Here is a 26,119-nt window from a genome sequence, read left to right as displayed (position 1 = left end):
CGCTGACGCGGCCTCCTCAGGATGAGGTCGGAGGAGTTGTCCCGACGCAGCCGCTCTACGTCTTCAGCCGCATGCCCTTGAGCGACTGCCCGACCACGCCGCCGTCGCGACGGCGCTGTGGCCGCTTGGCGACGATCGTCTCGACATGCTCCGGCTGCGGGAAATAGCCGCGCTCCAACACTTCGAGGGTATATTCCTCATAGGTGAGCCCCAGCGTCTCGGCCCGCTCCTGACGCCTGAGCGCGATCTCTCGCGGCTTCTTCCAGGCCCGGCGATGGGCGAAACGCCAGTCGAAATAGCGGCCGATCTCGCCCTTGCCGCTCTCCGGCTCGCGCCTTTTCTCCTCCAGCGGCGGACCGCCATTGTCACCGATGCGGGCGCTGCGGGGCTTGCGAGGGGTCGGCTGTCTCACGGGAAGCATCCATCCACCAAGAGATACGATTTGTATCTTATAATGGATTCCGAGACAGGCAAGCCCGTGCCGGAGGTGACAGCACCCGCCGGGCGGTCTATCCGGGCGGCCTGACATCAAAGGAACGCCATGGCCCCCCTGCTGCATCTCCGCGACGTTGCTCTGACCTTCGGCGGCCACCCGCTGCTCGAAGGGGCCGAGATCGCGGTTTCCGCCGGCGAGCGGGTCTGCCTGGTCGGCCGCAACGGCTCCGGCAAGTCGACGCTGCTGAAGATCGCCGCCGGCATCGTCGAGCCCGACAGCGCCGATCGCTTCCTGCAGCCCGGTGCGACCGTGCGCTATCTGCCGCAGGAGCCCGATTTCTCCGGCTACAAGACCTCGCTCGCCTATGTCGAGGCCGGCCTCGGGCCGGGCGACGATCCCTATCGCGCCCGTTATCTCGTCGAGGAACTCGGCCTGACCGGCGAGGAAAACCCGGCCAGCATGTCGGGCGGCGAATCCCGCCGTGCCGCGCTCGCCCGCGTGCTCGCACCCGAGCCCGACATCCTCCTGCTCGACGAGCCGACCAACCATCTCGACCTGCCGGTGATCGAATGGCTCGAGCAGGAGCTGAAATCGCTGCGCTCGGCCATGGTGCTGATCAGCCATGACCGCCGCTTCCTGAGCTCGCTCTCGCGCGCCACGATCTGGCTCGACCGCGGCGTGACCCGGCGCGTCGAGCGTGGCTTTAGCGAATTCGAGGCCTGGCGCGACGAGGTGCTGGCGCAGGAGGAGCTCGACCGCCACAAGCTCGACCGCAAGATCGCCCGCGAGGAGGACTGGCTGCGCTACGGCGTCAGCGCGCGTCGCACCCGCAACCAGCGTCGTCTCGGTGAGCTCCACGCCCTGCGCGACCAGCGCCGCACCGCCCGCCATGCCGTCGGCTCGGTCCGGCTGGAGGCCAGCGAGGCGCAGGCCTCGGGCAAGCTGGTGATCGAGGCAGTCGACATCTCCAAGAGCTATGGCGACAAGCCGATCGTCCGGAACTTCTCGATCCGCGTCGCCCGCGGCGACTGCATCGGCATCGTCGGCCCCAACGGCGCCGGCAAGACCACGCTAATCAACCTGCTGACCGGCGCGCTTGCTCCGGATTCAGGCAAGATCAAGCTCGGCGCTTCGCTTGAAATGGTGACGCTCGACCAGCGCCGCGAAAGCCTCGACCCGGCAACGCCGCTCGGCGATGCGCTGACCGGCGGCGGCTCGGACCAGGTCATGGTCGGCGGCCAGCCGCGCCATGTCATCAGCTACATGAAGGACTTCCTGTTCCAGCCGATCCAGCGCGGCACCGCAGTCGGCGCGCTCTCGGGCGGCGAGCGCGGCCGGCTGATGCTGGCCCGCGCCCTGGCGAAACCCTCCAACCTCCTGGTTCTGGACGAGCCGACCAACGATCTCGACATCGAGACGCTCGACCTGCTGCAGGAACTGCTCGCCGATTATGCCGGCACGGTGCTGCTGGTCAGCCATGATCGCGACTTCCTCGACCGGGTCGTCTCCTCGACCCTGATCTCGGATGGCGACGGCATCTGGACCGAATTCGCCGGCGGCTATTCCGACATGCTGGCCCAGCGCGGCCGCGGCGTCGGTGCCAAGGCGCGGGCGGTGCCGGTAAAGGCAGCTGCGTCGGAAACCGCCAAGTCTGCCACAGCAACTGTGGCAACGTCGAAACGCAAGCTGTCGTTCAACGAGCAGCACGCGCTGAAGACCCTGCCCCAGCAGATCGAGAAGCTGCAGGCCGAGGCCGGCAAGCTCAATACCGCGCTGGCCGGCGATCTCTACACCCGCGACCCAAAGCTCTTCGCCAAGGCGACGACGCGGCTCGACGAGGTGACGCGCGAGATCGCCGAGGCCGAGGAGCGCTGGCTCGAGTTGGAAATGCTACGCGAGGAGATCGGCGCCTGAGCGCGCTTCGTTCGAGCGCAGACGCCGGCCGAGAGCACCCTGACCGGCGTCGAAAGCGCCCAGGCTACGGATTCTTGCCAAGGAACGGAAACGGCTTGGCCGGAACGAAACGGGCAGTGGCGTTGCCGGAATAGATCTGGGTCTGGTCCTTGCCGAGATCGAGCTTGCGGACACCGCCGGCAGGCGAAAAGTCGACCTGCTTCAGATCGACCCAGAAGGTGTTCGGGGTCAGCGCGGATTCGAAGAAATACAGCTTTCGCGCATGGTCGACGACGGTTCGCCAGCGCGTCGAGGAGATGTTCGGCTGGTCCGGCGTCGTCAGCCCGAACGGCACCGAGACATTGCGGATGACGCTGAAGACGCTGGCGACGGCACGGTCGGGATCCTCGAATTTCGGGATCGCGTTGACGTAGAACGAAGCGCGGGCGAAGCGGTCGGAGGCGCGATTGGTGCCGGGCAGCATCGCAGTGCCGCCGATCTGCTTCCAGTATGAGTTGAGCGCGAGCTGCTGGTCGAAGATCGGCGAATTGGTCATGACCTGATAGGCCCGGTCATGGTGGATCACCTGGCGGCCGTCGATGTACTCGACGATCGCGCTGTCGCCTGTCGCGTCCGAGATCGAAAGGTGCAGCGTCGCAAGCCGCGTCTCGCCCGGGACGGCATCGGTGACGATCGTGAACGGCTCCTTGCGCAGGGCGTCCACGGCCTCCGCCACGGTGCCGAAGCTGTCGAGAACGTACTGGGCCCAGGCGGCGATGGTCAGGCCCGGCTTCGAGGTAGCGTCGAACTTCGGATACTCCGATTCCACTAGCCAGAGCAGATTGGCCGAAAGCCCGGCTTCGTTCAGACCATCAGTCGTCGAGATGTCGTAGCCGGAAGCGATGACGCTGCCATATTTCGCCGTCCATCTGAACGAGTTGGGCCCGGCTTCGCCATTGCGCTCGATACCGCGGGGCAGGATCCAGAGATTGGTCGCGACGTCGCTCTTCCAGTCCATCGAGCGCGCCGTCAGGTTTCGCCCCTCGGCACCGAAATAGACCAGACGCGTGCAGGCCTGCGCGGCCGAATCCGCGAAAAGGGTGGCGGCAAGCACCAAGGCCGCGATACGGCGCCGCGCAAGCTGCGGCCGCTGATCCGGGCGATGGGATGGTCTGGTCATAGGCATTCTCATGATGGTCGTCTCGGAAACACATCCTAGCGCCGACAACCTGACAACACCGAGACGTCTCTGCATGGCGGCGCTGCAAGGAGGGCCCGCCGATCCGGCCGTGGCCGCGAGCCCGCCATGCCCGGCAGCCCATACCTTTTTGCTATCCGCCCGATCGCGAAAGCCTATTTATCCCCGCCGGCAAAACGCCCCAAACTCACCGGACACGAAGAATCCCGAGGAAACACCATGAGACTGAAGGGCAAGACCGCGCTGATCACCGGCGCGGCGCAAGGGTTCGGCTTCGGCATCGCCGAGACCTTCGTGCGCGAGGGCGCGCGCGTCGCCGTGCTCGACATCAATGGCGACAAGGCGAAGGAGGCCGCCAAGGCGATCGGCCGCAAGGCTTTTGCGGTCGCCTGCGATGTCGGCAAGGCCCGCAGCGTCGACAGTGCCGTCGCCCGCGTGATCAAGCGATTCGGCCGGCTCGACATCGTCGTCAACAATGCCGGCATCAGCCACCGCAACCAGCCGATGCTCGATGTCAGCGAGGCCGAGTTCGACCGCGTCTTCGATGTCAACGTGAAGTCGATCTTCCTTATGGCCAAGGCGACGGTGCCGCATTTCCGCGAGCATGGCGGCGGCGTCATCCTCAACATCGGCTCGACGGCCGGGGTCCGGCCCCGCCCCGGCCTGACCTGGTACAACGGCTCGAAGGGCGCCGCGAACCTGCTCTCGAAGTCGATGGCGGTCGAGCTCGCTCCCGACCGGATCCGCGTCAACGCCATCGCGCCCGTCGCCGGCGAGACGCCGCTGCTCGCGACCTTCATGGGCGAGGACACGCCGGAAAAGCGCAAGGCCTTCACCGCGACGATTCCCTGGGGCCGCTTCTCGACACCGCAGGACATCGCCAATGCCGCGCTGTTCCTGTGCTCGGACGAGTCCGAAATGGTCACCGGCTCGGTGCTGGCGGTCGACGGCGGCCGCTGCGTCTGACGCCCATTCGACAGCCGTCATGCTCGGGCTCGACCCGAGCATCTCGCGCCAGGCGAGGCGCCGAACAGGCGCCTTCTCGTCATGAGATTCTCGGCTCTGCGCTGCGCTTCGGCCAAGAATGACGGCGACGTCTCCTAGACGGTGCCGCCACCGGTCAGCGGCATTGTCTGCTGCAGCTTCACCGTGCCGTCGAGGTCGAAGCCGCGGCGCTCCAGTGTGATCGCCGGGGCCTCCGCCGTCCCCTCGATCCGCAAGAGGTGCCAGGAGGCAAGCTCGCCATGGCCGCGCGGCCCGATCGAGGCCGAGGGCACGCCGACGATCGGCACGTCGCGACCGGCGCCTGGCCGCCAGGCCAGCGAGAAGCGGTGATTATGGCCGTGCAGGACGAGGTCGGCGCCGACGCGGGCCAGCATCGCCTCGAAGGCCGGCGCGTCGAGCAGTTCGCGGGTGCGCCGGGCACCGCCGACATAGGGCGGGTGATGGATCAGGATGACGCGGATCAGCCCCTCGGCCTTGGCCTGCGCCAGGAACTTTTCGGCCATGACGATCTGGGCCGGGCCGACGCGGCCGGTCGCCATCAGCGGCAGCGTCGGAATGCCGGTGTTCATGCCGATCAGCGCGACCGGGCCGCGCCGGCGATACCAGGGGTAGCCGGGCTCGCCATCGTCGCTGGCGCACCAGGGGCCGAGTTCGCCAGCCAGGGCCTGCAGCGAGGAGCGGGCATAGGCGTCGTGATTGCCGGGGACGAAGGAGACTTTGTCGCGCGGGCCGAGCGTGTCGAGGAAGGTCAGCGCCGTCTTGAACTCGTTGGGCAGGCCGATATGCGAGACGTCGCCGGTGCAGGCGATATGGTCGGGCTTTTGCGCCAGGATGTCGGCGACGATCAGCCCGAGAATCTCCATGTCATGGGCGTGGCGACGCTTGCGCCGCCAGTTGACATAGCCGGTCGCGCGCTTGCCGATCAGCTCCCGCAGGGAGAACCGGGCAAGCGGCCCGAGATGCGGGTCCGACAGATGCGCAAGCGTGAACACGCCCTGCGCTTGCCCTCAGCAGGCGGGCGCAGTCAAGCGTGGACGCAAGATTGGATGAATGTGACGCAGGACCGCGGGCCGGCTCAGTTGAGCGAGTCGGTCAGTTCCGAGACGATGCGCGGATCGGTCAGGGTCAGCGCCGGCTTCCAGACGAAGGCGGGCTTGGCCTGAAACCAGGAGGTGATGAAGGCGAGCAGCATGGCGAATTCCCCAGCGGTGACCATCGCCTTATCTTCCTGATTTGCGGCGCGTTTGTGTTGGAACTCGAGAGCAAACAGAGGCCTGATATGCGCCTGTCGCATAGATCAATCACCAAGCTTGAGAAAATGCCGCCCCGATGAGCAATTCCTCCTCCCCACAGACGAGCCGGCCCGCGCCGATCGACAGGCTACCGCGGCCGATGCGGCGCCTGTTCGGCTGGGCCCTGCACCTGTATTTTCGCTTGAGCCGCGGCCTGACCCTCGGCGTGCGCGCCGCTGTCCTGAACGATGCCGGCGAGATTTTCCTCGTTCGCCACACCTACACCCCCGGCTGGCATCTGCCCGGCGGCGGCGTCGAGCCGGGGGAGACCGTCGCCGCGGCGATCGGCAAGGAACTGCGTGAGGAAGCCAATATCGAGATCATCGGGCCCGCCGTGCTGCATGGCCTGTTCCTGAGCGGCGAGAGCTCGCGGCGCGACCATGTCGCGGTCTTCATCATCCGTGATTTCACGCGGTCCGCACCGAAGGTACCCGATTTCGAGATCGCGGAAGCCGGCTTCTTCGCGCTGTCCGCGCTGCCTGAGGGCACGACGCCCGGCACCCGCCGGCGGCTCGCCGAGATCACGGCGGGCGCCCCGGTCGACGAACGCTGGTGAGGCCTATCTCAGCCCTGGCAGCATGCGCCGCAACACCCCGTCCCGGCGGATGAAATAGTGGTAGAGTGCCGCGCCGATATGGCCGGCGATCGTCAGTGCCAGCAGAATTGCCAGCCAGCCATGCAGCGCGAGCACGCGCTTGGCCGCCGCCTCGTCGGGCCCGGCCAGGGCCGGCAGGTTGAACAGGTCGAAGATCGTCAACGCCGGAAACAGCGAAACGCCGATCCAGCCCAGCAAGGGCACGACGAGAAGCAGCCCGTAAAGTGCCCAGTGAACGAGGTGCGAGCCAGCCTTCTGCCACCATGCCAGCGTCGGCTCGTCAGGTGGTGCGCCATGCAGGAGCCGATAGGCCAAACGTCCGGCCGTGAGCCAAAGCACGAGGAAACCCAGAAGCTTATGCGCGGAATAGAGCCCGTTGGTCAGCCCGTCCCAGATATCGAGCGTATTGCCGCGATAGGTCATGCCGAGGCCGAGCGGGATCATCACGAAGACCGCCGCGACGGTCAGCCAATGGAACCGTCGCGCCGTTGTGCTGTAGACCTCGGGCCGAGCTTTCGCCGCGATGGCGGGATCCCGTGGCTGCCACATCTTGCTCCCACCCCCCTATTGCCCCGTCAGGGTCGGCACCAGCATTCATCTCGCGTTCAATGTCGCGCTTTTAATAGGCCATCTTGCACTCGCTCGGCCGGCGGTCGACATTCGCCGGAAATCCGCCCGACATCACGCTTTTGGGAACCACGCAAGCCCGGACAAGTTGTAGCTACGCCGTATTGCGCCGGACAGCACCCGTCCTGCCGAAACGAACGTATAAGACCATCTCCTCCGCCGCCAGCCGGCGCAATCTGACGGACGCAGCCATGCCTAAGTCGCGTACGCTTTTCGGCCGTCCCGGCGAAACCGAGATCATAACCGTCGACCGGGCGCTTGCCGAGTTTCGGGCCGGCCGTCCCGTCCTGCTGCGCGATGGCGAGAACCTGGCGCTGGCGCTCTCGGCCGAACTGGCCGATGCCGAGATCGCCGGCCGGCTCGACACGCTTGCCGAAGGTAACGCCAGGCTGGTGCTGAGCGCCGCGCGCCTGCGCCGCCTCGGCGCCAAGGGCCGCAGCGAGACCGGTGTCCTCGCCATGCCCACGATCGACGTCGCCCGCGTCGAGACCCTCGCCCTCAGGATCGATGCGCGCGTCGATGCGCCGGTCGGTCCCGCCAATGCGCTCGACGCCGCGGCGCTCGAGCTCGCCGGGCTTTCGCTCGTGCTGCCCGCCATCATACTGGTGCCGGTCACCGCGGCGCAGATCGCCGGCGAACCGCTGGTCGAGGTCAGCATCGCAGCGATCAACGGCTACCGCACGGCGCAGGTCGCGACGCTCGCTATCGTCGGCCGCGCGCCGGTGCCGCTGGAAGGCGCTCCCGATACCGAATTCGTGGTCTTCCGCGGCGGCGAGGGCCTGCGCGATCAGGTCGCGATCATCGTCGGCAAGCCGGACCTCTCAGCCGCCGTGCCGGTGCGCCTGCACTCCGCCTGCCTGACCGGCGACCTGTTCGGCTCGCTGAAATGCGATTGCGGCGACCAGTTGCGCGAGACGGTCGAGTGGATGGCCCAGAACGAGGGCGGCATCCTGCTCTATCTCGACCAGGAAGGCCGCGGCAACGGCATCTCCAACAAGATGCGGGCCTACAAGCTTCAGAGCCAGGGTTGGGACACCTACGACGCCGACGAGGTGCTCGGCTTCGATCTCGATCAGCGCCATTTCGACTTCGCCGCGGAAATGCTGAAGCAGCTCGGCGTCAGCAGCGTCACGGCGCTGACCAACAATCCGCTCAAGATCGGTGCGATCAAGGCCGCCGGGCTCGAAGTCGCCGCGACCCAGCGCGTCCTCGGCCGCCCGAATATCCACAATGTCCGCTATCTCGCCTCGAAGCGCGACCGGGCCGGCCATTTCATCGATATGGACGCGCTGATGGCGCGAGCAGCCCCGAAGGATTGACCTCGCGCCAGGCAGCGAGCCCGTGCCGGGCATTGATCCGGCACGGGGCCTGGGGCAGGAAGCCGCCATGTCCGAACAGAAGCGGTCCGAGCAGAAGCTGTCCGAGCAAGAGCGGTCCGATCCAGCGCCGTTGCGCGCGCCCTGGCCTGTCGCCAAGGTCCTCCTGATCGTCGGCGCCGCCTGGCTCGCTCTGTCCTGGCCCTGGCTGTCCGGGGTCATGACCGTGCCCTGGGATGCCAAGGCGCATTTCCACCCGCAGCTCCAGTTCCTCGCCAGCGCTCTGCACAAGGGGCTGTCGCCGTTCTGGACGCCCTTCGTCTTCGCCGGCTCGCCGCAGGTCGCAGATCCGCAATCCCTGATCTTCTCGCCGCCCTTCGCGCTGATCGCCCTGCTCAATCCGACGCCGGATTTCCGCTGGAGCGACGGGGCGCTGCTCGGCTCGCTCCTGGTCGGCGCGCTCTGCCTCGTCCTGCTCTTCCGCGACCGCGACTGGCACCCCGGCGGCGCCGTGGTCTGCGCCCTCGCCTTCGCCTTCGGGGCTTCGGCCGCCTGGCGCATCCAGCATGTCGGGCAGGTGCTGAGCCTTGCCTATTTCGCCATCACATTGCTGCTGCTCTCGCGCGCTCTGGAGCGCGGCTCCTGGGGCTATGGCTTCTTCGCCGGCATCGTGGCCGGCTTCATGGTGCTCGGGCGCGACCAGGTCGCGCTGATCGGCGTCTACGTCCTCGCCGGGCTCGTCATCGCCGCGATCGCCATGGCGAAGCAGCCGCTGCGCGCCCTCAAAGGCAGCCTGATGCCGCTGTGCCTCGGCGTGCTCGGCGCCGTGCTGGTCGCCGCCATTCCGATCCTGCTCACCGCCTTCCTGGCCCAGGAATCGAACCGGCCGGCGATCGACTTCGCCGGTGCCGGCAAGGGCTCGCTTCATCCGGCCTCGCTGCTCACCGGGCTGGTCGCCAATCTCTATGGCGCCGCCGGCCCGCTGGAGAATTTCTGGGGGCCGCCGAGCCCGGCCTGGGAAGCCCGCTTCGGTGCGGTCGATCTCTATCTCGCCCGCAATATGAGCGAGCTCTATCTCGGCCTGCTGCCGCTGCTGATGATCATCGGCGTCGGCGTCGTCCGCGGCGGCCTCTGGCGACGGGAGATCGTGGCGCTGAGCGTCGCGGCCATCGTCGTGCTCATCTACGCGCTCGGGCGCTATACGCCCGGCTTCCAGATCCTCTTTTCGGCACTGCCCGGCCTCGACCTCTATCGCCGGCCGGCCGACGCGCTCTTCATCCTCGGCGCACTCTTCGCCATTCTCGGCGGCTACTTCACCCATCTCGTCCTGACCGACACCGCGCCGCGTCCCCGGCGCTGGCAGATCGCTCTGGAAGCCGCCTTGCTCGGCGCCGCCTTCGGCCTCGCCATCTGGCTGGCCTGGACGACCGGCCGGCTCGGCGTCGCCGCCTTGCCGCTGATCACCGCCCTGCTCTGCCTGCTGCTGGTCGCCGGAGCGCTCGTCGCAGCGCGCGGCCTCGCTCTGCAGGGCGCCGGCATGGCCGCCACGCTGATCCTCGCGATGACCATGACCATCGATCTCTCGGTCAATAACGGGCCGAGCGAGTCGACCGCCCTGCCGTCCTCGCGCTACGAGGTGCTGCGCGCCGACAGCGCCAACGAGACCATTGCCCTGCTCAAGCGCGAGACTGCGCGCACCGCCGGCCCGGATCGCCGCGACCGCATCGAGCTCGCCGGCATCGACTTCCACTGGCCCAATGCGAGCCTGGTCCACGGCCTCGACAATACACTCGGCTACAATCCGCTGCGGCTCGGACTCTACAGCGCCGCCACCGGCGCCGGCGACCATGTCGCTTTGCCCGACCAGCGCACTTTCTCGGCGCTGATGCCGTCCTATCGCTCGCTGCTCGCCGACATGCTCGGCCTGCGCTTCATCGCCACCGGCGTGCCGGTGGAGCAGATCGACAAGGCGCTCAAGCCCGGCGACCTCGTCCAGATCGCCCGCACCGCCGACGCTTTCATCTACGAGAATCCGCGTGCACTGCCGCGCGTCCTGCTCGTCACGAATGCGCAGCAGGCCGATTTCGACGCCATATTGAAGAATGGGCAATGGCCGGCGGGGTTCGATCCGCGGCGCACCGTGCTGCTCGACAGAACGCCGCCGAGGCTGCCGGGCGGCCCGGCCGGGCCGGGCACGGTGAGCATCCGCAACTACGGCACCACCGAGGTTATGCTGGAGGCCGACGCGCCCGCCGGCGGCTTCGTCGTCCTCAACGATGTCTGGCAGCCCTGGTGGCAGGTCGAGGTCGACGGCAAACCGGCCGAGCTGCTGCGGGCCAACGTCATCTTCCGCGCCGTGCAGGTGCCGCCCGGCCGCTCGACGATCCGCTTCACCTTCCGCCCCTTCGACGGGCTCTTCCGGGCGATCGGCCAGCGGATCCGCGAGGCGAACCCGCCGCCGGTGTGAAGGTTCAGGTCAGCGCCGCCATCGCCGCGACCGGAGCCGGAGCATGCCCCGCCAGAACCTTGGCGAGGCCGGCCGGATCGACCACGCCGTCGCGGATCGTCTCGTCGCGATGGATGCCGCCGGCGATGAACAGGCCGTCGAAGCCCATCAGCCGCGCCCCGGCGAGATCGGTGCGCACGGCATCGCCGATCACCAGCACCTTGCCGGCGTCGACATCCCGGCCGCCACGCGCATCGCGTGCCGCCGCCAAAGCGAGATCATAGGCCGGACGATGCGGCTTGCCCGCCCAGGCGACCCGGCCACCGAGTTCCTCATAGATCGTCGCCAGCGCACCGGCGCAGGGCAGGAGATCATGGCCGACATGGACGACGAGGTCGGGATTGCCGCAGATGAAGGGCAGTCCCCGCGCCGCGAAGCGCGCGAGCTGCGGCCGGTACTGCTCCGGCTGCTCGGTACGATAATCGTTGAGCTCGGTCGCGACGACGAATTCGGCATCATCCTCGTCGACGAGTTCGACGTCGAAGCCCTCGAACACGGCGCGGTCCTCATGCCAGCCGATATGATAGGCCTTGCGCAGATGGCTCGCTCCGATCAGCGCCCGCGTCACGTCGCCGGAAGTGACCAGCCGGTCCCAGGCGGTGCGCGGCACGCGCTTGTCGTCGAGCACGCCGGCGATCTGGTCGGAAGGGCCCGGCGCATTCGAGAGCAGGACGACGGTGCCGCCCGCCTCGCGATAGCGCTCAAGCGTCTCGCAGGCCGGCGGCAGCGCCAGCAGACCGTCATGGACGACGCCCCAGACGTCGCTAATCAACACTTCGTAGCGGGCGAGGAGATCGCCCGCTTGCGTCAGGATCGGAATAGTCATGCCTTGAGAGCTGCCTCTGCTGCGATCCGCGCCTCGACCTCGGCCCGGCGCGGCAGGGGGGCTACCGCACCATAGCCCTGGGTGGAGAGAGCCGCCGCGACATTCGCGTAGGCGCCGGCGACGAAGGCGTCACCGGTGCGGATATATTCGGCGAGGAAGGCACCGTCATAGCAGTCGCCGGCGCCGGTCGCATCGATCGCATCGACCTTGATCGGCACGAAGCGCTCGCGCCGCTCAGGCGTCGCCACCAGCGAGCCCTCATGACCGAGGGTCAGCGCCACCACCTTGGCGCCGAGCCCGAGATAGAAATCGACGATGGCGTCGGGCTCTTCCAGCCCGGTCAGCAGCTTGGCGTCGCCATCGCCCGGCAGGACGATGTCAGCCATCCGGCAGGCGGTGTGGACGATCGACCGGGCGCGGGTCAGCGGCCAGAGCTTGAGGCGCAGATTTGTGTCGTAGGCGGTCAGCACGCCGTTCTGGCGCGCCAGCTCGAAAGCCTCGAACACCGCATCGCAGGCGCTGGCCGAGATCGCCTGGCTGATGCCGGAAGCCTGGACCACCTTGGCCGAGGCGATCAGCTCCCGCGGCAGATCGGCCGGGCCGTAGAGGCTCGCGGCCGAGCCGGCGCGCAGATAGGAGAAGACGTGCCCCTGCTCGCCATGCGCCACGAAATAGAGCCCGGTCGGCGCGGTCGCATGGGTCGAGACATGTCTGTCGTCGATGCCTTCCTGCGCCCAGGCCGTCCGGAGCGCACGGCCGGGCTCGTCATTGCCGAGCGCGCCGACATAGGCGACTTTCGCACCTTGCCGGGCAGCCGCGATGGCGCAATTGGACGTGTCCCCGCCCAGTCCGAAACGATAGGCCCCCGCCTCGCCGCGCGTCGCGTTGAACTCGCCGAGCGGCTCGCCGATACAAACGATATCCGTCATCATCCAAACCGAAAAAGCCGTGCCCGGCGCGAAGGCGCAAGGCACATCTCCCTATAGCATCGGGCCGCAAAGTGGAATCCACTTCGCGGACGAATCCGACGCTGCCACAAAGAGATAGGTGCTTGCCTCACGCCGGGGCACAACCTTTGTGACCGCAAGCGAATCGCCGCACCGCAGCAAAGGGGGTCTATTCCGCCGCCTCGCGGCTTTCGGCCGATGCCAGCAGCGCGTCGGCCAGTCGCACGATCTCCTGTCGCAAGGCGGCCTCGCCCACCTTGTCCGCGCTGGCGCCCTCGCGCCGCAAGCTCGCAAGCTCGCGCTTCAGACCGGCCCGGTCCGCCCGCGCCTGGTCGCGCGCGCCCCGGAGAGTGAGCACCTCTCCATGCAGCGCCTCGATCGTCTCGTCGCGCTCGCGCATCCTCTCGTGCTGCTGGGCGGTTTCCTGCGCCAGCCCGTTCTTCAGCTCGACATTGGCTGCGGCGACCGCCGCGAGCTCGCCTTCGAGCCTGGCGATCCGTTCGAGCGCCTCGGCGAGTTCAGCCGTTCCTTGCTTCACCGCGACCTCCTGTCTGGCGATCTCGGCACCCAGCTTGACCGCGTTCGTATCGGCCACCACCTGCGCGGCTTCGGCCTCGACGGCACGGCCGGTGACGGCATCGGCGCGCAACCGCTCGCTATCGCGGTCGAGCTTCATCGCAGCCAGGGCCGCCCGTGTTTCCGCCAGCGTCTTCTCGCTCGCCATGAGCTTCACGGCAAGCTCGTCGCGCCGGGTTTCCAGGGTCAGCCGCTGCGTGCCGGCTTCGACCAGCGCGACATGCAGCGAATCGCGCTCGTCCCGCAGCGCCGCCAGCGCCGCGTCGCGCTCCGCGAGCACGGTTTCGAGCCGCCCATGCGTCGTCCTGATCTCGTCGAGTTCATGGCTTCGCGCCGCCAGATCGGCGCTGGTGCCGCCGAGCGCGGTCCGGGTCTCGGCGAGCTGCTGTTCCAGCGACGCCAAGTCGCTGACGCGCATGGCGAGCGTCGCCTGCGTGGTCTGATGGCCGGCGCTCTCTCGGGCGAGGTCCTCGCGTGTCACAGCGAGGTCCCGGAGGGTCTGCGCCAGTTCCGCCTCGAGCGCGGCGACCCGGTCGCGCCGTTCGGCGAGCTCCGCCTCGAGCCGGGCGATCGCCATGTCGCGCCGACCGATCTCACTCATCGCCCCCGCTCTGGCGGAAAAGCCGCTCTCGGCTCGCTGCTCGAGCGCCCGCTCGCGCATGGCGAGCTCGGCCCGCAGATGATCGCGATCCGCGGCGATCTCCGCCAGCGACAGTGGAAAGGCCGCTTCGGCCCGCCGGCGCGCCAGCCGATCCGCCCGTCGGGCCAGAGCCGGCAGTGCCGCCAGCGCAAGCAGGCTGGCAACCAGGAAGCCGAGCGCGACGAGCATGACGGCTTCGATCAAGGCTGGCAGCTCCATGATAGACTATGCGCGCAACGTCAGCTTGCCATGGCCGAAAGCACAATTCCAGTAACGGCAGCTCGATCGCTCAGAACGGATTCCAGGTCGCTTCCGGCGTGAACTTCAGATAGCCGAGATTGACGCCGAGCCTCCAGCCGACACCGGTCCGGATCGGGACGAGCGTCACGCCTTCGGCCGCCATGGCGGTGAAGCCGAAGCCGCCGACGAAATAGACCGAACCGTCGACCCCGACGAAGCGCTGGTAGAGCGCGTCGACCCGCGGCAGGTTATAGACGAGCATCATCGTGCGAGCGCCCTCGCCGCCGAAATCGAAGCCGACCGAGGGGCCCTGCCAGAAGACCTTGCGGTCGCCGGCATTGCGGGTGAACAGCGTGCCTTCGCCATAGCGCAGCCCCCCGACGAAGGCGCCTGAAGCCTCCTGGCCGAGAACATAGCCGTTCGGCTCTCCCCAGCGTCGCACCGCTTCCTCGATGGTCAGCGCAAGCCCCCGCGAGACATTGCCGAAGAACTGATGTCCGGAGGTAACGAGTTCGTTCTGGGAGAAGGACCGATCGCTCTGCTGCGCGGCGGCGGGGGCGCTGACGGAGGCGGCCGCGAGCAGGAGCCCGGCTGCCAACAAGGTGCGGCGGGTCTGGGTCATCACATCGTCTCCAGGCCGGCATCGGCGCGAGGCTGGCGGCCTTCGCTCCGGGCGGCGGCGGCGCAAGAACGCGCCAATGCGCGTCGTTTGACGCGATTACGGTAACCGCTTGGATACCCTGCATGTGTATCCAAGCGGTGAAGAACCGCCCGCTTATCGGCGCGACGACGCTTTTCCGAGGATTTTCCGGCAATGAAGGCCGCAGCAAGGCAGTCGCGTCGGCTGTTCGCCCTGATCGGCGCCGTGACCATCGTCGCCATCGCTCCCTCCGGAGCGCAGGAAACGCGCGCCGCTCTGCCGGCGGGATTGCCCGACCTGCCGGGCCTCGGCGAAACCATGATGCGCGACACCCGATCGCCGATCGCGCTCGCCGGCTTCGACCCCGTCACCTATCATCTCGAAGGCGGCCCCCTGCCGGGGCTCCCGGAGCATGAACTGACATATGGCGGCGCGGTCTGGCGCTTCGCCAGCGCCGCCAACCGCGACGCCTTCCTCGATTCGCCGGCGCTCTACGAGCCGCGCTTCGCCGGCTTCGACGCCAGCGCTGTTGCCGAAGGCTTCGTCGCCGATGCCGACCCGCGCCGCTACGCGCTGATCGGCTCCGAACTCTTCTTCTTCACGACGGAGGAAAACCGCCGCCGTTTCCTCGCCGAGGCCGGATTGCGGGATAAGGCGAGGCGCAACTGGCCGATGGTGTCGCGTCAGATCGCCCGCTGAGCCTCAACCCGTCGCGCAGGCCCGCGCAATGGCGCGCGCCGCAAGATCGGCGCTGCCGGCAGCCACGAAGGGCAAATTGCGGAAGGCCCGCCCGCTGCAGCCATATTCGGTCGCCGCGCCCGTCAGGGTCAGCACCACGCCGCCGGCTGCATCGAGGATCGCCTCCCCTGCCGCCACGTCCCATTCCATCGTCGCGCCGCAGCGGACATGCAGATCGGCCTCGCCGGAGGCAATCAGGCCGAATTTCACGGCTGACGACACCGGCGCATCCGCGCCATCGCCGATCGCGGCGGCGATAGCCGTGCTCACGGCATCGCCATGAAAGCGGCTGACCAGCATGCGCGGCCCCGCCGCCGGTTCGGGCCTGACCCGGATCGCCGACGGCGCGCCGGACGGCTCGGCATCCGGCCCCAGCGCCTGATCGAAGGCGCGCTCTCCACCATACCAGAGCCGGCCGATACCCGGAGCGGCGATCGCGCCCGCGATCGGCCGACCGTCGCGTATAATCGCGATGCAGACGCAATAACTGTCGCCGCCGGCCAGGAATTCGCGCGTCCCGTCCAGCGGGTCGAGCAGGATGAAGACCGGCGCGACCACGGCCTCGTCGACGCTTTCCTCGCTGATCACCGGGAAGCCGGGCAGAAGCTGCGCCAGGGCCGTTTTCGCCGCCTCGTCCGCCGCGATGTCGGCGGAGCAGACCGGCGAGCCGTCGGGCTTGAGCTTGACGTCGCGGGCCGAGCGCTTGGCGAGCAGCACGGCGGCGCTTCGGCGCGCCGCTTCGCCGAGGAGGCCGGCAAGCCGGTCCCGGTCATCGAGCAGCGGATCGTCGGGAGCAATCGTCATGATTTCCAGCCATAGCCGCGGCAATACCGGCCACGCCGCGCATCAATGACCACCTAGTCCATTGCAGGAAAAAGGGAAAGCCGACTTGCCTTCTGGCCGCCATCCCAGGCGGACATGCTGGCCGAAGTTATTCGCACCCGGCCCTTATGCTTAACTTCCCGCAAACCAGACTCGCGCATTCTGCGACACCTATGCCGGCGCCGGTGGCGCTGCCCCCCTATGACCCAGGACCAGATCATGACCGCCATCACGCTCGAGCCGCTCGATCTGGCCGCGCTTCTGTGCAGCCGCGTCTGCCATGACGTGATCAGCCCGGTGGGCGCCATCGTCAACGCGCTCGAGGTTCTCGAGGAAGACGATCCCTCGATGAAGGAGTTCGCGCTCGACCTGATCAAGAAGAGCGCCCGCAACGCCTCGGCCCGTCTGCAGTTCGCCCGTCTCGCCTTCGGCGCCGCCGGCTCGGCCGGTGCCATGATCGACCTCGGCGATGCCGGCAACGTCGCCAATGGCTTCCTGAACGACGAGAAGCTCTCGCTGGATTGGGAGGCGCCGCGCGCCCTGCTTCCGAAGAACCAGGTCAAGCTCGTTCTCAATCTGCTGGTGCTCGCAACGCAGGCGATCCCGCGTGGCGGCAAGATCACCTGCCGCACCACGGCCATCGGCGAGCAGGGCAGTTTCAGGATCACGGCGACCGGATCGCATGCCCGCATCCCGGCCCATGTCGAGGAGCTCATCGCCGGCCGCGCCGAAGGCGGCGCCATCGATGCCCACGCCGTCCAGCCGGTCTATACCGGGATGGTCGCGCGCGCGGCCGGAATGGCGATCGCCTTCAGCATCGAGGGCGACACCGTCAGCATCTCCGCCGACCCTGCCTGAGCCCGAGCACCGGAAAACAGGGCAAGATCGGTCCCAGCCCAGCTTTCCGGGCGATCTCAACCGATCTTAAACCCTTCGGCAGCACTATCCGGGACCGTATCGGTGGCGTGAGTGAACGGTCCTCGCATGGACGAGTTGCTGCAAGAGTTCCTGAGCGAGACCGGCGAGCATCTCGACACGGTGGATCGAGAGCTCGTGCGCTTCGAGCAGGAGCCGAACAACACCGACATCCTGCGCAACATCTTCCGGCTGGTTCACACCGTCAAAGGCACCTGCGGCTTCATCGGCCTGCCGCGCCTGGAGGCGCTGACCCATGCCGCGGAATCGGTGATGGGCCAGTTCCGCGACGGCGCCTCGGTCTCGTCGAGCGCCGTGACCGCCATCCTCGAGACGATCGACCAGATCAAGGAGATCATGGCCGAGCTGACCGAGAAAGGGCAGGAGCCACCCGGCAATGACGACCAGCTGATCGGCGAACTGCGCGCCCTCGCGGCCAGGGCCAAGCAGGAACTGGCGTCCCGTGAAGAGCCGGCCGCGCTCGACCCGGTCGCCGCCTACCTCGCCAGATCGGCCGGGGAGAACCGCTCGCCCGGCGAAGCCAAGGCCGACGATCTCGATCTCGTCTTCCGCGCGGCGCCGAGCCCGCTCGACCAGCCCCGTCCGCAGAGCGCGGAGGAGACCGCTGCCCGCCCTGTCGGTCCGGCCACGCTGCGCGTCAATGTCGACACGCTCGAACATCTGATGACCATGGTCTCGGAGCTGGTGCTGACACGCAATCAGCTCCTCGAGATCTCGCGCCAGCAGGAGGATTCCGGGATCAAGGCGCCGCTGCAGCGGCTCTCGCTGATCACCGCCGAGCTCCAGGACGGCGTGATGAAGACGCGGATGCAGCCGATCGGCAACGCCTGGTCGAAGCTGCCGCGCATCGTGCGCGACCTTTCCACCGATCTCGACAAGAAGATCGAGCTGGTGATGGAGGGCGAGGATACCGAACTCGATCGCCAGATCCTCGAGCTGATCAAGGATCCGCTCACCCATATGGTCCGCAACTGCGCCGACCATGCGATCGAACCGCCGGCGGAACGCCTAGCCTCGGGCAAACCCGAAACCGGCACGATCCGGGTCTCTGCCTATCACGAGGGCGGCTCGGTCACGATCGCGATCAGCGATGACGGGCGCGGCATGGACGTCGCCCGCATCCGAGCCAAGGCGATCGAGCAGCGCCTCGCCAGCGAAGCCGAGATCGAGAAGATGAGCGAGGCGCAGATCCTGCGCTTCGTCTTCCATCCGGGCTTCTCGACCAGCGAAGAGGTGAGCGCCATCTCCGGTCGCGGCGTCGGCATGGACGTCGTCAAGGTCAATGTCGATGCGATCGGCGGCGTCGTCGATATCGTCAGCGTCGCCGGATCCGGGACGGCGATCACGATCAAGATCCCGCTGACGCTGGCGATCGTCTCGGCGCTGATCGTCGCCTGCGGCAACCAGCGTTTCGCCATTCCCCAGGTCGTCGTGCGCGAGCTGGTCCGGGTCAAGGCCGGCAGCGAGCACCGGATCGAACGGATCAATGACTCGCCGGTCCTGCGCCTGCGCGACCGGCTGCTGCCGATCATCGCCCTCTCTGGGATGATGGGACACGACAGCAAGCTGCTTGAGGACGGCTTCATCGTGGTGACGCAGGTCGGCGAGCGCCAGTTCGGCATTCTTGTCGATTCAGTGTTCCATACCGAGGAAATCGTCGTCAAACCGATGTCTACGAAGCTGCGGCACATTCCGCTCTTCTCCGGGAACACCATTCTCGGCGACGGGGCGGTGGTGCTGATCATCGACCCCAACGGCGTCGCACGCCTCGTCGGGGCCTTTGCCGCCGGCCATGAAGATTCCGTGCCGGCCATGAAAGGCGAAGTCGTTTCAGCGAGCGAGCGCACCACCATGCTCGTCTTCAGGGCCGGGACGGGCCAACTCAAGGCGGTGCCGCTCGCCCTGGTGACACGGCTCGAGGAGGTCGACGCCGCGCTTTTCGAGAGCGGCGGCGGACGCTTCCTGCTGAATTATCGCGGCCGGCTGATGCCGATCGTGCCGGTCGAGGGGGTCACGCTGCGCCAGTCCGGGCTCCAGCCTCTGGTCATTTTCTCGGATGGCGACTTCGCCATGGCGCTCGCCGTCGACGCCATCGTCGACATCGTCGAGGAGGCGCTCGACATCGAAATGGTCGCCATGGCGGAGCGCGGCGTGGTCGGCTCGGCGATCATCCGCGGGCGGGCCACCGAAATCCTCGACCTCGCCCATTATCTGCCGCTGGCCAATGCGAGCTGGATGCACAGCCGCCGGGACGAAGGGGCCGCCGGGCCTCATGTGCTCCTGGTGGAACCCTCCGATTTCCTGCGCGAAATGCTCGTGCCCGTGCTCAAGGCCTCCGGAATGCGCGTCAGCCAGAGCGCCGATATCGCGCTGGCGGCAGGCCTTGCCGCCGGCAAGGCCGATCTCGCCGCGATCGTCCTCGATCTCGACCGCGATCCCGAAGCCGCCCTGGCACTGGCAAGCCAGCTGCGGGCCGAGCCGAGACATGCCGGCCTGCGGATCATCGGGCTGTCGACGCTGCCCACACCGGAGCTGCATCTGGCAGCAGCGCAGGTCCGCATCAACGAAGTCGTCACCAAATTCGACCGCCGTGCCCTGATCGCGGAACTGGCGGAGTGCCGGGCGGGACAGAGGCGAGCGGCATGACCACAGAGCGCTTTACGGGCGATCACGGCGGTCCCGGCTTCGAGGACTCGCTCGACTACGTCACCGTCTTCATCGGCGAGCAATTGCTGGGCCTGCCGATCGGCCGCGTCCAGGACGTCTTCATCGCCACGCGCATCACCCCGGTGCCGCTGGCGCCGCGTGAGATCGTCGGTCTGTTGAACCTGCGCGGCCGTATCGTCACGGCTATCAGCATGCGCGAGCGCATGGGCCAGCCTGCCGCACCGGCACCGCAGGAGGCCGGCGCTTGCGAGCTCGTGGCCGTCGGCATCGACCAGGGCGGCGAGGCCTTCGCGCTGATCGTCGACAAGGTCGGCGAAGTCATGCGCCTCGAACGCGCGACCTACGAACCCGTGCCCGTCCACCTCGACCGCGGCTGGGCCGGCCTCGCCAAAGGCGTGCACCGGCTCGATGATCGCCTGCTGGTCGTTCTCGACGTCGACGCTATCCTCAACATCGAACTGCCGATCGCCGCCTGAAGGCCGGTCCCGTCTGGAGAGACATGATGAAATACTGCCTCGTGGTCGATGACTCAGCCGTCATCCGGAAGGTCGCCCGCCGGATCCTCGAAGGCCTGCAATTCCGCATCGCCGAGGCGGAAGACGGGGCGCGCGCGATCGATTCCTGCCGCGGCGAGATGCCCGACGCGGTTCTGCTCGACTGGAACATGCCGATCATGGACGGCTATGACTTTCTGAGGAATCTGCGGCAGATGCCGGGTGGCAAGCGCCCCAAGGTCGTGTTCTGCACCACCGAGAACGACATCGCCCACATTGCCCGCGCCATGCATGCCGGCGCCGACGAGTACATCATGAAGCCCTTCGACAAGGACATAGTCGCCTCGAAATTCCACCAGGTCGGCCTGCTCTGAGCTGACTCAGCCGCACCTTTCCTGCCTGCCTTTTCAACCCTTCCGGGACCCCGTCGCCGCCGATGCCGCCCCCGAATGCGACGCTGATGACCGCCCCGCGGCCCAGCACCGTGGTGATCGCCGACGACTCGGTCGTCGTGCGCGGGTTGTTCGCGCGCTGGCTCGGAGAGAGCGGCAGGTTTCATGTCGTCGCAGTCGCCGGCGATGGCGAGACGGCGATCGAGCATACCGCCCGCCATCATCCGGACATCGTGGTGCTCGACATCGACATGCCGGGCCTGGATGGCATCGCCGCCCTGACCCGTCTGGTCCGACAGAGCCCCGGAACCGCCGTACTGGTGACGACGGCGCTGACCGAACGCAATGCGCAGCTCGCGCTGCAATGCATGACGCTGGGCGCCGTGGACGTCCTGCCCAAGCCCGATAGCCGCAGCGGTCTCACTCTCTCCCTCGATTTCCGAGGCGAGTTCCTCAGCAAGCTCGCCAGCATCGACCCGGCGCGAAGCAAGAGCGCTCCCGCCGATGTCGAGCCCACCCTGGCGCCCGCGCTCGTTCCGGGCAGCGTGTTCGATCTCAGGCCGCTCATCACGATACCGCCGCGCTATCTCGTGATCGGCGCCTCTACCGGTGGCCCGCGCGCCGTCGCCCGCGTGCTGTCCGATCTCGGCGATGCCGTCCACAATCTGACAACGCTGATCGTGCAGCACATGCCGCCGCTGTTCACCGCCTCCTTCGCCGACCAGATCGCCGCGCAGATCGGCGTGCCGGCGCGCGAACCCTATGACGGCGAGCGCCTCGCGCGCGGCACCGTCTATATCGCGCCGGGCGGACGCCATCTCGGCATCGATCGCAGGCTCGGTCATATCGTCGCCAGCATCAGCGACGGCCCGCCCGTGCGCTTCTGCCGCCCGGCCGTCGACGTGCTCTTCAATGAGGCAGCCCGCCATCTCGGTTCGGCAGCGCTCGGGCTGGTGATGACCGGCATGGGCAGCGACGGCACCGAGGGAGCCGCGTCGCTGCGGCGCGCCGGGGCAGCCGTCATCGCCCAGGACGAGGCTTCGAGCACCATCTGGGGCATGCCGGGCTCCGTGGTCCGCGCTCGCCACGCCAGTGCCGTCATTCCGCTTGCCGGAATCGGCCCGGCCATTCGCGCCCTGGTCGGCGGAGGCCAGGGCGCATGACGGAACAGGATTTCGATTTCCTGCGCATCCTGTTGCAGATCCGCTCCGGCCTGCATCTCAGCCATGAGAAGCGCTATCTGGTCGAAAGCCGCCTCGGCATGCTCTGCCGGCGGCGCGGCATCGAGGGCATCGGCGCGCTGGTCGCGATGCTGCGGCGCGAGCCCGGCCGGGAGCTCGAAACCGCAGTCGTCGAGGCGATGACCACCAACGAGACCCTGTTCTTCCGCGACCGCACGCCATTCGACCTGTTCCGCGACGTCATCCTGCCCGAGAAGCTCGCCAGCAATGCCCGAACCCGGCATCTGCGCATCTGGTGCGCTGCGGTCTCGAGCGGCCAGGAGGCCTATTCGCTGGCGATGCTGCTCGACGACGCGGCGCCCCGGCTCGCGGGCTGGAAGATCGACATCCTCGGCACCGACATCTCGACGGAAGTGCTCGAGAAGGCGAGGCAGGGTCTCTACAGCCAGTTCGAAGTGCAGCGCGGCCTGCCGATCCAGCTCCTGATCAAGCATTTCCGCCAGGAAGGCGACAAATGGCGCGTCAATGAGCGCATCCGCGCCATGGTCGAGCTGAAACCGCACAACCTGTTGGAATCGAGCAGCCATCTCGGCCAGTTCGACGTGATCTTCTGCCGCAACGTCCTGATCTATTTCGACGTTCCGACCAAGGCGCGGGTGATGGCGGCGCTGTCGCAGCGCCTCGCCCCGCACGGCGCCTTCGTTCTCGGCGCAGCCGAGACCGTGATCGGGATCACCACCACGCTTGTGCCCGATCCCGTCCATCGCGGTCTCTATCGCGACGCGGCGAGCCGCCAGGCGGCGACATCGACGCCCCCGGCGCAGCCTGCCTTGGAGACCGGACCGCGCCAGCTGCCGCCGGCCCTCGCCCCGCTCGGCTGAGCCCCTTCCCCCGATCGCCTGCGACCTGAGGCCCAAACAAAAACCCCGCCTCGCGGCGGGGTCCCCGTTCACCTGTCGTGTACATCCGACGATCAGGTGACTTTCCTGTAGCGCGCCGGTGATGACACGCTGATGACGAAATCTCAGGCCGGGATGCGTTCCTCGGCGTCGGACGGTTCGCGCAGCACATAGCCGCGGCCCCAGACCGTCTCGATGTAGTTCTTGCCGTCGGAGGCGTTCGCCAGCTTCTTGCGCAGCTTGCAGATGAACACGTCGATGATCTTGAGCTCGGGCTCGTCCATGCCGCCATAGAGATGGTTGAGGAACATCTCCTTGGTCAGCGTGGTGCCCTTACGGAGCGAGAGCAGCTCCAGCATCTGGTATTCCTTGCCGGTCAGGTGGACGCGCTGGGCATCGACCTCCACGGTCTTGGTGTCGAGATTGACGACGAGATCGCCGGTCGTGATCACCGACTGGGCATGGCCCTTCGAGCGACGCACGATGGCGTGGATGCGCGCGACCAGCTCGTCCTTGTGGAACGGCTTGGTCAGATAGTCGTCGGCGCCGAAGCCCAGGCCCTTCACCTTGTCCTCGATGCCGGCGAGGCCGGAGAGGATCAGGATCGGGGTCTTGACCTTGGCGACGCGCAAGGACCGCAGGACCTCGTAGCCAGACATGTCGGGCAGGTTGAGGTCGAGCAGAATGATATCGTAATCGTAGAGCTTGCCGAGATCGACGCCCTCTTCGCCCAGGTCCGTCGTATAGACGTTGAAGCTCTCTGACTTCAGCATCAGCTCGATGCTTTGGGCGGTTGCGCTATCGTCTTCGATCAGCAGAACCCGCATGTCACGTCCCCAATTTCGCCCCGAGGCCAGCGATCCGAATTGACTCCGTCCCGAACCCCCACGGCCCTGGACGGCGAAAGCTTGCCTGATGAAACGCCACGCGACACGCTACCGGGGAAATGGTTAACAAACCCTGATTCCCGGGCGCAAGCGCTTCTTCGGAGAAAGCTAACGATCCTTGCCCAGGTGAGTCGAATTTGACACGGATCGATCTTGCTTCAGCCGCGAAAGCGCCCTTCGCGGAAGCTCGCCCCGAGGAATTGCCCCAAATCGGCATTTCCCAGCGGCATAGCTTCGAAACGCAGTGTTAATCACAGAGGTAAATGAAAGGTTGACGGAAGCCATCATGAGCAGTGGACAGCGTGACCCTGAGCGGCTTTCCCATCTTGCCGCGCTCGTCGGCGGCATCGAGGGAATGACCGTCTATGGCCGGGTCAGCGCCGTTCGAGGGCTGATGGTCGAGGTTTCCGGGCCGATCTCGGCGATGAGCCTGGGCGGACGCGTCGGCATCGAGATCGCGGCCGGAACCCGGATTCCCTGCGAGGTCATCGGCTTCTCCGGCGACAAGGCCCTGGTCATGCCCTATGGCGGGCTCGACGGCGTCCGGCGCGGCTGCCCGGCCTATGTCGAGCGCACGGTTCCCGGCCTGCGGCCGACCACGGCCTGGCTCGGCCGCGTCGTCGACGCGCTCGGCCGCCCCGTCGATGGCGGGCCGCCCTTGCCGCTCGGCGAAACCACCATCCCCTTCCGCAACGATCCGCCACCGGCCCATGCCAGGCGCCGTGTCGGCCCGCCGCTCGATCTCGGCGTGCGGGCGCTCAACACCTTCCTGACCTGCTGCCTCGGCCAGCGCATGGGCATCTTCGCCGGCTCCGGCGTCGGCAAATCCGTGCTGCTTTCGATGCTCGCCCGCTATGCCAGGGCCGATGTCAACATCATCGGCCTGGTCGGCGAGCGCGGCCGCGAGGTCCAGGAGTTCCTGCAGGATGATCTCGGACCGGACGGGCTCGCCCGCTCGGTCGTCGTCGTCGCGACCTCGGACGAGCCGGCATTGATGCGCAAGCAGGCGGCGCTGACGACGCTGGCGCTGGCCGAGTTCTTCCGCGACCAGGGCCTGCAGGTGATGTGCCTGATGGATTCGGTGACGCGCTTCGCCATGGCGATGCGCGAGATCGGCCTCGCCGCCGGCGAGCCGCCGACCACCAAGGGCTATACGCCGACCGTTTTCGCCGAATTGCCGCGGCTGCTGGAGCGCGCCGGGCCGGGGACGGGCGACGGCGCCATCACCGGCCTGTTCACCGTGCTGGTCGACGGCGGCGACCATGACGAGCCGGTCGCCGATGCCGTGCGTGGCATTCTCGACGGCCATATCGTGATGGAACGCAGCATCGCCGAACGCGGCCGCTACCCGGCGGTGAACGTGCTGAAATCGGTCTCGCGCACCATGCCCCGCTCCTGCGACCCGACCTATTATCCGGTCGTGCAGAAGGCGCGCGCCACGCTCGCGACCTATGCCGACATGGAGGAGCTGATCCGCCTCGGCGCCTATCGCCAGGGCGCCTCCGCCGAGGTCGACGAGGCGATCCGCCTCAATCCAGAGCTCGAGGCCTTCCTGAAACAGGCCAAGGACGAGGCGACCGGACTGGGCGACGGCTATGCGAGGCTCGCCCGCATCATGGGGATGTGAGCCCCGGCTCAGTTGCCGGCGAAATGCGCGAGAAGTGCCCGCGCTGCCGGCTCGGTCCAGTCCGCCTCCCCGAGAAGATAGCCGCGCACCCCGCCGCGCGGATCGAGGACATAGGTGATCGGCAACCCCTCGGAGAGAGAGAACGGCGCCTCGCTGCCATCCTCGCGCGGCGCCGAAAGCCGCGTGCCGCCATGGTCGAGGAAGACCGGGAGCTGCTTCACGCCGAGGCGGGCGAGATAGGCCCTGACATGCGCCGGCTCGCGTTCATCGGTGGCGATCGTCAGCAGCTCGACGCCGTCCCGCCGGAGCTGCGCCAGCTGACGCTCGAAGCGCGGCAGCTCGATCCGGCAGACCGGACACCAGGTCGCCCAGAGATAGACCAAAGTGACCTTCCCGCTCGTCGGCTTCGCCAGGGCCGGCTTGCCGTCGAGCCGCGCCAGCTTCAGCGGCGTCATGGCGACGACAGGATCGAGCTCCCGGAACTGATAGCGCGAAGTGCGGAAGACCGGCGGGCGCCCGCCGGCCTGGGCCGACACAGCGAGCCCCCCCAGCAAGGTCTGCAGGGCCAGGCGGCGGGATAGTGACGGAAACGGCATAGGACGGGAGATTCTCGCATTGGGCGCGCATCGCCATGGCGCAGTACGGCGCTCCGGGACGAACGGAAGCGGTGACGATCCGGCACTGTTCCTGCCCTAACATGGCACGCCCAAGGCAGGGACCGCGACATTTGCGCCGGCTC

25 protein-coding genes are annotated in these 26,119 nt (G+C 67.6%); 13 read left to right on the top strand and 12 right to left on the bottom strand.

Annotation, left to right across the window (positions count from 1 at the left end; all coding sequences use genetic code 11):
• Window positions 1-55 precede the first annotated feature (55 nt).
• The gene (locus J0J10_RS14880) at window positions 56-412 is read right to left on the bottom strand and encodes a hypothetical protein (RefSeq protein WP_291647237.1); all 357 of its coding nucleotides are present in this window, start codon (window positions 410-412) and stop codon (window positions 56-58) included.
• A gap of 129 nt (window positions 413-541) precedes the next feature.
• Between J0J10_RS14880 and J0J10_RS14875 the strand changes: the two genes are divergently transcribed.
• Complete coding sequence (locus tag J0J10_RS14875) at window positions 542-2,350, top strand: ABC-F family ATP-binding cassette domain-containing protein (RefSeq protein ID WP_291647236.1); 1,809 nt, start codon at window positions 542-544, stop codon at window positions 2,348-2,350.
• A gap of 64 nt (window positions 2,351-2,414) precedes the next feature.
• Here J0J10_RS14875 and J0J10_RS14870 read toward each other — a convergent pair whose 3' ends face one another.
• Window positions 2,415-3,509: a linear amide C-N hydrolase gene (locus J0J10_RS14870; RefSeq protein ID WP_291647235.1), complete on the bottom strand. Its 1,095-nt coding sequence runs from the start codon at window positions 3,507-3,509 to the stop codon at window positions 2,415-2,417.
• 237 nt (window positions 3,510-3,746) lie between these two features.
• Between J0J10_RS14870 and J0J10_RS14865 the strand changes: the two genes are divergently transcribed.
• Entirely contained in the window at window positions 3,747-4,493 is a 747-nt protein-coding gene (locus J0J10_RS14865) for a glucose 1-dehydrogenase (protein WP_291647234.1), read from the top strand.
• Window positions 4,494-4,627: 134 nt separating this feature from the next.
• Here the strand turns inward: J0J10_RS14865 and J0J10_RS14860 are convergent, their stop codons facing one another.
• Both J0J10_RS14860 and J0J10_RS14855 read right to left on the bottom strand, forming a co-directional pair.
• Window positions 4,628-5,524 carry a metallophosphoesterase family protein gene (locus J0J10_RS14860; RefSeq protein ID WP_291647233.1) on the bottom strand — a complete coding sequence of 299 codons (897 nt, stop codon included), beginning with the start codon at window positions 5,522-5,524 and terminating at the stop codon, window positions 4,628-4,630.
• An 83-nt stretch (window positions 5,525-5,607) separates the two neighbouring features.
• Window positions 5,608-5,748, bottom strand: a complete 141-nt coding sequence (locus tag J0J10_RS14855; protein ID WP_291633257.1) for a hypothetical protein — start codon at window positions 5,746-5,748, stop codon at window positions 5,608-5,610.
• A 113-nt stretch (window positions 5,749-5,861) separates the two neighbouring features.
• On the opposite strand from J0J10_RS14855, the gene J0J10_RS14850 reads away from it, so the two are divergent.
• Complete coding sequence (locus J0J10_RS14850; protein WP_465247211.1) at window positions 5,862-6,380, top strand: NUDIX domain-containing protein; 519 nt, start codon at window positions 5,862-5,864, stop codon at window positions 6,378-6,380.
• Between the two features lie 3 nt (window positions 6,381-6,383).
• Here the strand turns inward: J0J10_RS14850 and J0J10_RS14845 are convergent, their stop codons facing one another.
• On the bottom strand, window positions 6,384-6,968 hold the full coding sequence (locus J0J10_RS14845; RefSeq protein WP_291647232.1) for a cytochrome b: 585 nt from the start codon (window positions 6,966-6,968) through the stop codon (window positions 6,384-6,386).
• Window positions 6,969-7,237: 269 nt separating this feature from the next.
• Here J0J10_RS14845 and ribA point away from each other — a divergent pair, with 269 nt between their 5' ends.
• Both ribA and J0J10_RS14835 read left to right on the top strand, forming a co-directional pair.
• Complete coding sequence (gene ribA / locus J0J10_RS14840) at window positions 7,238-8,365, top strand: GTP cyclohydrolase II RibA (RefSeq protein WP_291647231.1); 1,128 nt, start codon at window positions 7,238-7,240, stop codon at window positions 8,363-8,365.
• Window positions 8,366-8,432: 67 nt separating this feature from the next.
• Window positions 8,433-10,829, top strand: a complete 2,397-nt coding sequence (locus tag J0J10_RS14835; RefSeq protein WP_291647230.1) for a glycosyltransferase family protein — start codon at window positions 8,433-8,435, stop codon at window positions 10,827-10,829.
• A gap of 4 nt (window positions 10,830-10,833) precedes the next feature.
• Here the strand turns inward: J0J10_RS14835 and J0J10_RS14830 are convergent, their stop codons facing one another.
• The 4 genes from J0J10_RS14830 to J0J10_RS14815 form a co-directional block, all read right to left on the bottom strand.
• Window positions 10,834-11,694, bottom strand: a complete 861-nt coding sequence (locus tag J0J10_RS14830; RefSeq protein ID WP_291647229.1) for a TIGR01459 family HAD-type hydrolase — start codon at window positions 11,692-11,694, stop codon at window positions 10,834-10,836.
• Window positions 11,691-12,623, bottom strand: coding sequence for a sugar kinase (locus J0J10_RS14825; RefSeq protein WP_291647228.1), 933 nt, complete (start codon window positions 12,621-12,623; stop codon window positions 11,691-11,693). The genes J0J10_RS14830 and J0J10_RS14825 overlap by 4 nt, the downstream gene beginning before the upstream one ends.
• A gap of 187 nt (window positions 12,624-12,810) precedes the next feature.
• Window positions 12,811-14,061 carry a coiled-coil domain-containing protein gene (locus tag J0J10_RS14820; RefSeq protein ID WP_291647227.1) on the bottom strand — a complete coding sequence of 417 codons (1,251 nt, stop codon included), beginning with the start codon at window positions 14,059-14,061 and terminating at the stop codon, window positions 12,811-12,813.
• Between the two features lie 85 nt (window positions 14,062-14,146).
• Window positions 14,147-14,719, bottom strand: coding sequence for a DUF1134 domain-containing protein (locus J0J10_RS14815; protein ID WP_291647226.1), 573 nt, complete (start codon window positions 14,717-14,719; stop codon window positions 14,147-14,149).
• Window positions 14,720-14,911: 192 nt separating this feature from the next.
• On the opposite strand from J0J10_RS14815, the gene J0J10_RS14810 reads away from it, so the two are divergent.
• Window positions 14,912-15,436: a YHS domain-containing (seleno)protein gene (locus J0J10_RS14810; protein ID WP_291633248.1), complete on the top strand. Its 525-nt coding sequence runs from the start codon at window positions 14,912-14,914 to the stop codon at window positions 15,434-15,436.
• A 3-nt stretch (window positions 15,437-15,439) separates the two neighbouring features.
• On the opposite strand, the gene J0J10_RS14805 is transcribed toward J0J10_RS14810, so the two are convergent.
• Window positions 15,440-16,279: a 3'(2'),5'-bisphosphate nucleotidase CysQ family protein gene (locus J0J10_RS14805; RefSeq protein ID WP_291647225.1), complete on the bottom strand. Its 840-nt coding sequence runs from the start codon at window positions 16,277-16,279 to the stop codon at window positions 15,440-15,442.
• A 237-nt stretch (window positions 16,280-16,516) separates the two neighbouring features.
• Between J0J10_RS14805 and chpT the strand changes: the two genes are divergently transcribed.
• From chpT to J0J10_RS14775, 6 genes are all read left to right on the top strand, one after another.
• Window positions 16,517-17,155 (top strand): histidine phosphotransferase ChpT, encoded by a 639-nt coding sequence (gene chpT, locus J0J10_RS14800; RefSeq protein ID WP_291647224.1) that lies wholly within the window; start codon window positions 16,517-16,519, stop codon window positions 17,153-17,155.
• A gap of 126 nt (window positions 17,156-17,281) precedes the next feature.
• Entirely contained in the window at window positions 17,282-19,879 is a 2,598-nt protein-coding gene (locus tag J0J10_RS14795; RefSeq protein ID WP_291647343.1) for a hybrid sensor histidine kinase/response regulator, read from the top strand.
• A complete protein-coding gene (locus tag J0J10_RS14790) occupies window positions 19,876-20,376 on the top strand; it encodes a chemotaxis protein CheW (protein WP_291633245.1) in 501 nt (166 codons plus the stop codon). The genes J0J10_RS14795 and J0J10_RS14790 overlap by 4 nt, the downstream gene beginning before the upstream one ends.
• Window positions 20,377-20,402: 26 nt before the next feature.
• Entirely contained in the window at window positions 20,403-20,768 is a 366-nt protein-coding gene (locus J0J10_RS14785) for a response regulator (RefSeq protein ID WP_291633244.1), read from the top strand.
• A gap of 86 nt (window positions 20,769-20,854) precedes the next feature.
• Window positions 20,855-21,949, top strand: coding sequence for a chemotaxis-specific protein-glutamate methyltransferase CheB (gene cheB, locus J0J10_RS14780; protein WP_291647223.1), 1,095 nt, complete (start codon window positions 20,855-20,857; stop codon window positions 21,947-21,949).
• Window positions 21,946-22,848, top strand: coding sequence for a CheR family methyltransferase (locus tag J0J10_RS14775; RefSeq protein WP_291647222.1), 903 nt, complete (start codon window positions 21,946-21,948; stop codon window positions 22,846-22,848). Before cheB ends, J0J10_RS14775 begins: the two co-directional genes overlap by 4 nt.
• Window positions 22,849-22,991: 143 nt before the next feature.
• Here the strand turns inward: J0J10_RS14775 and ctrA are convergent, their stop codons facing one another.
• Window positions 22,992-23,693 carry a response regulator transcription factor CtrA gene (gene ctrA / locus J0J10_RS14770; protein WP_291633241.1) on the bottom strand — a complete coding sequence of 234 codons (702 nt, stop codon included), beginning with the start codon at window positions 23,691-23,693 and terminating at the stop codon, window positions 22,992-22,994.
• 346 nt (window positions 23,694-24,039) lie between these two features.
• On the opposite strand from ctrA, the gene fliI reads away from it, so the two are divergent.
• Window positions 24,040-25,380, top strand: a complete 1,341-nt coding sequence (gene fliI / locus J0J10_RS14765; protein ID WP_291647221.1) for a flagellar protein export ATPase FliI — start codon at window positions 24,040-24,042, stop codon at window positions 25,378-25,380.
• A gap of 8 nt (window positions 25,381-25,388) precedes the next feature.
• On the opposite strand, the gene J0J10_RS14760 is transcribed toward fliI, so the two are convergent.
• The gene (locus J0J10_RS14760) at window positions 25,389-25,976 is read right to left on the bottom strand and encodes a TlpA disulfide reductase family protein (RefSeq protein WP_291647220.1); all 588 of its coding nucleotides are present in this window, start codon (window positions 25,974-25,976) and stop codon (window positions 25,389-25,391) included.
• Window positions 25,977-26,119 lie beyond the last annotated feature (143 nt).

Origin of the sequence: Allobosea sp. (assembly GCF_017308075.1) — a bacterium.
GTDB lineage: Bacteria > Pseudomonadota > Alphaproteobacteria > Rhizobiales > Beijerinckiaceae > Allobosea.
Note: the sequence above shows the minus strand (reverse complement) of the source record. Positions and strands in the feature narration are given on the sequence as shown.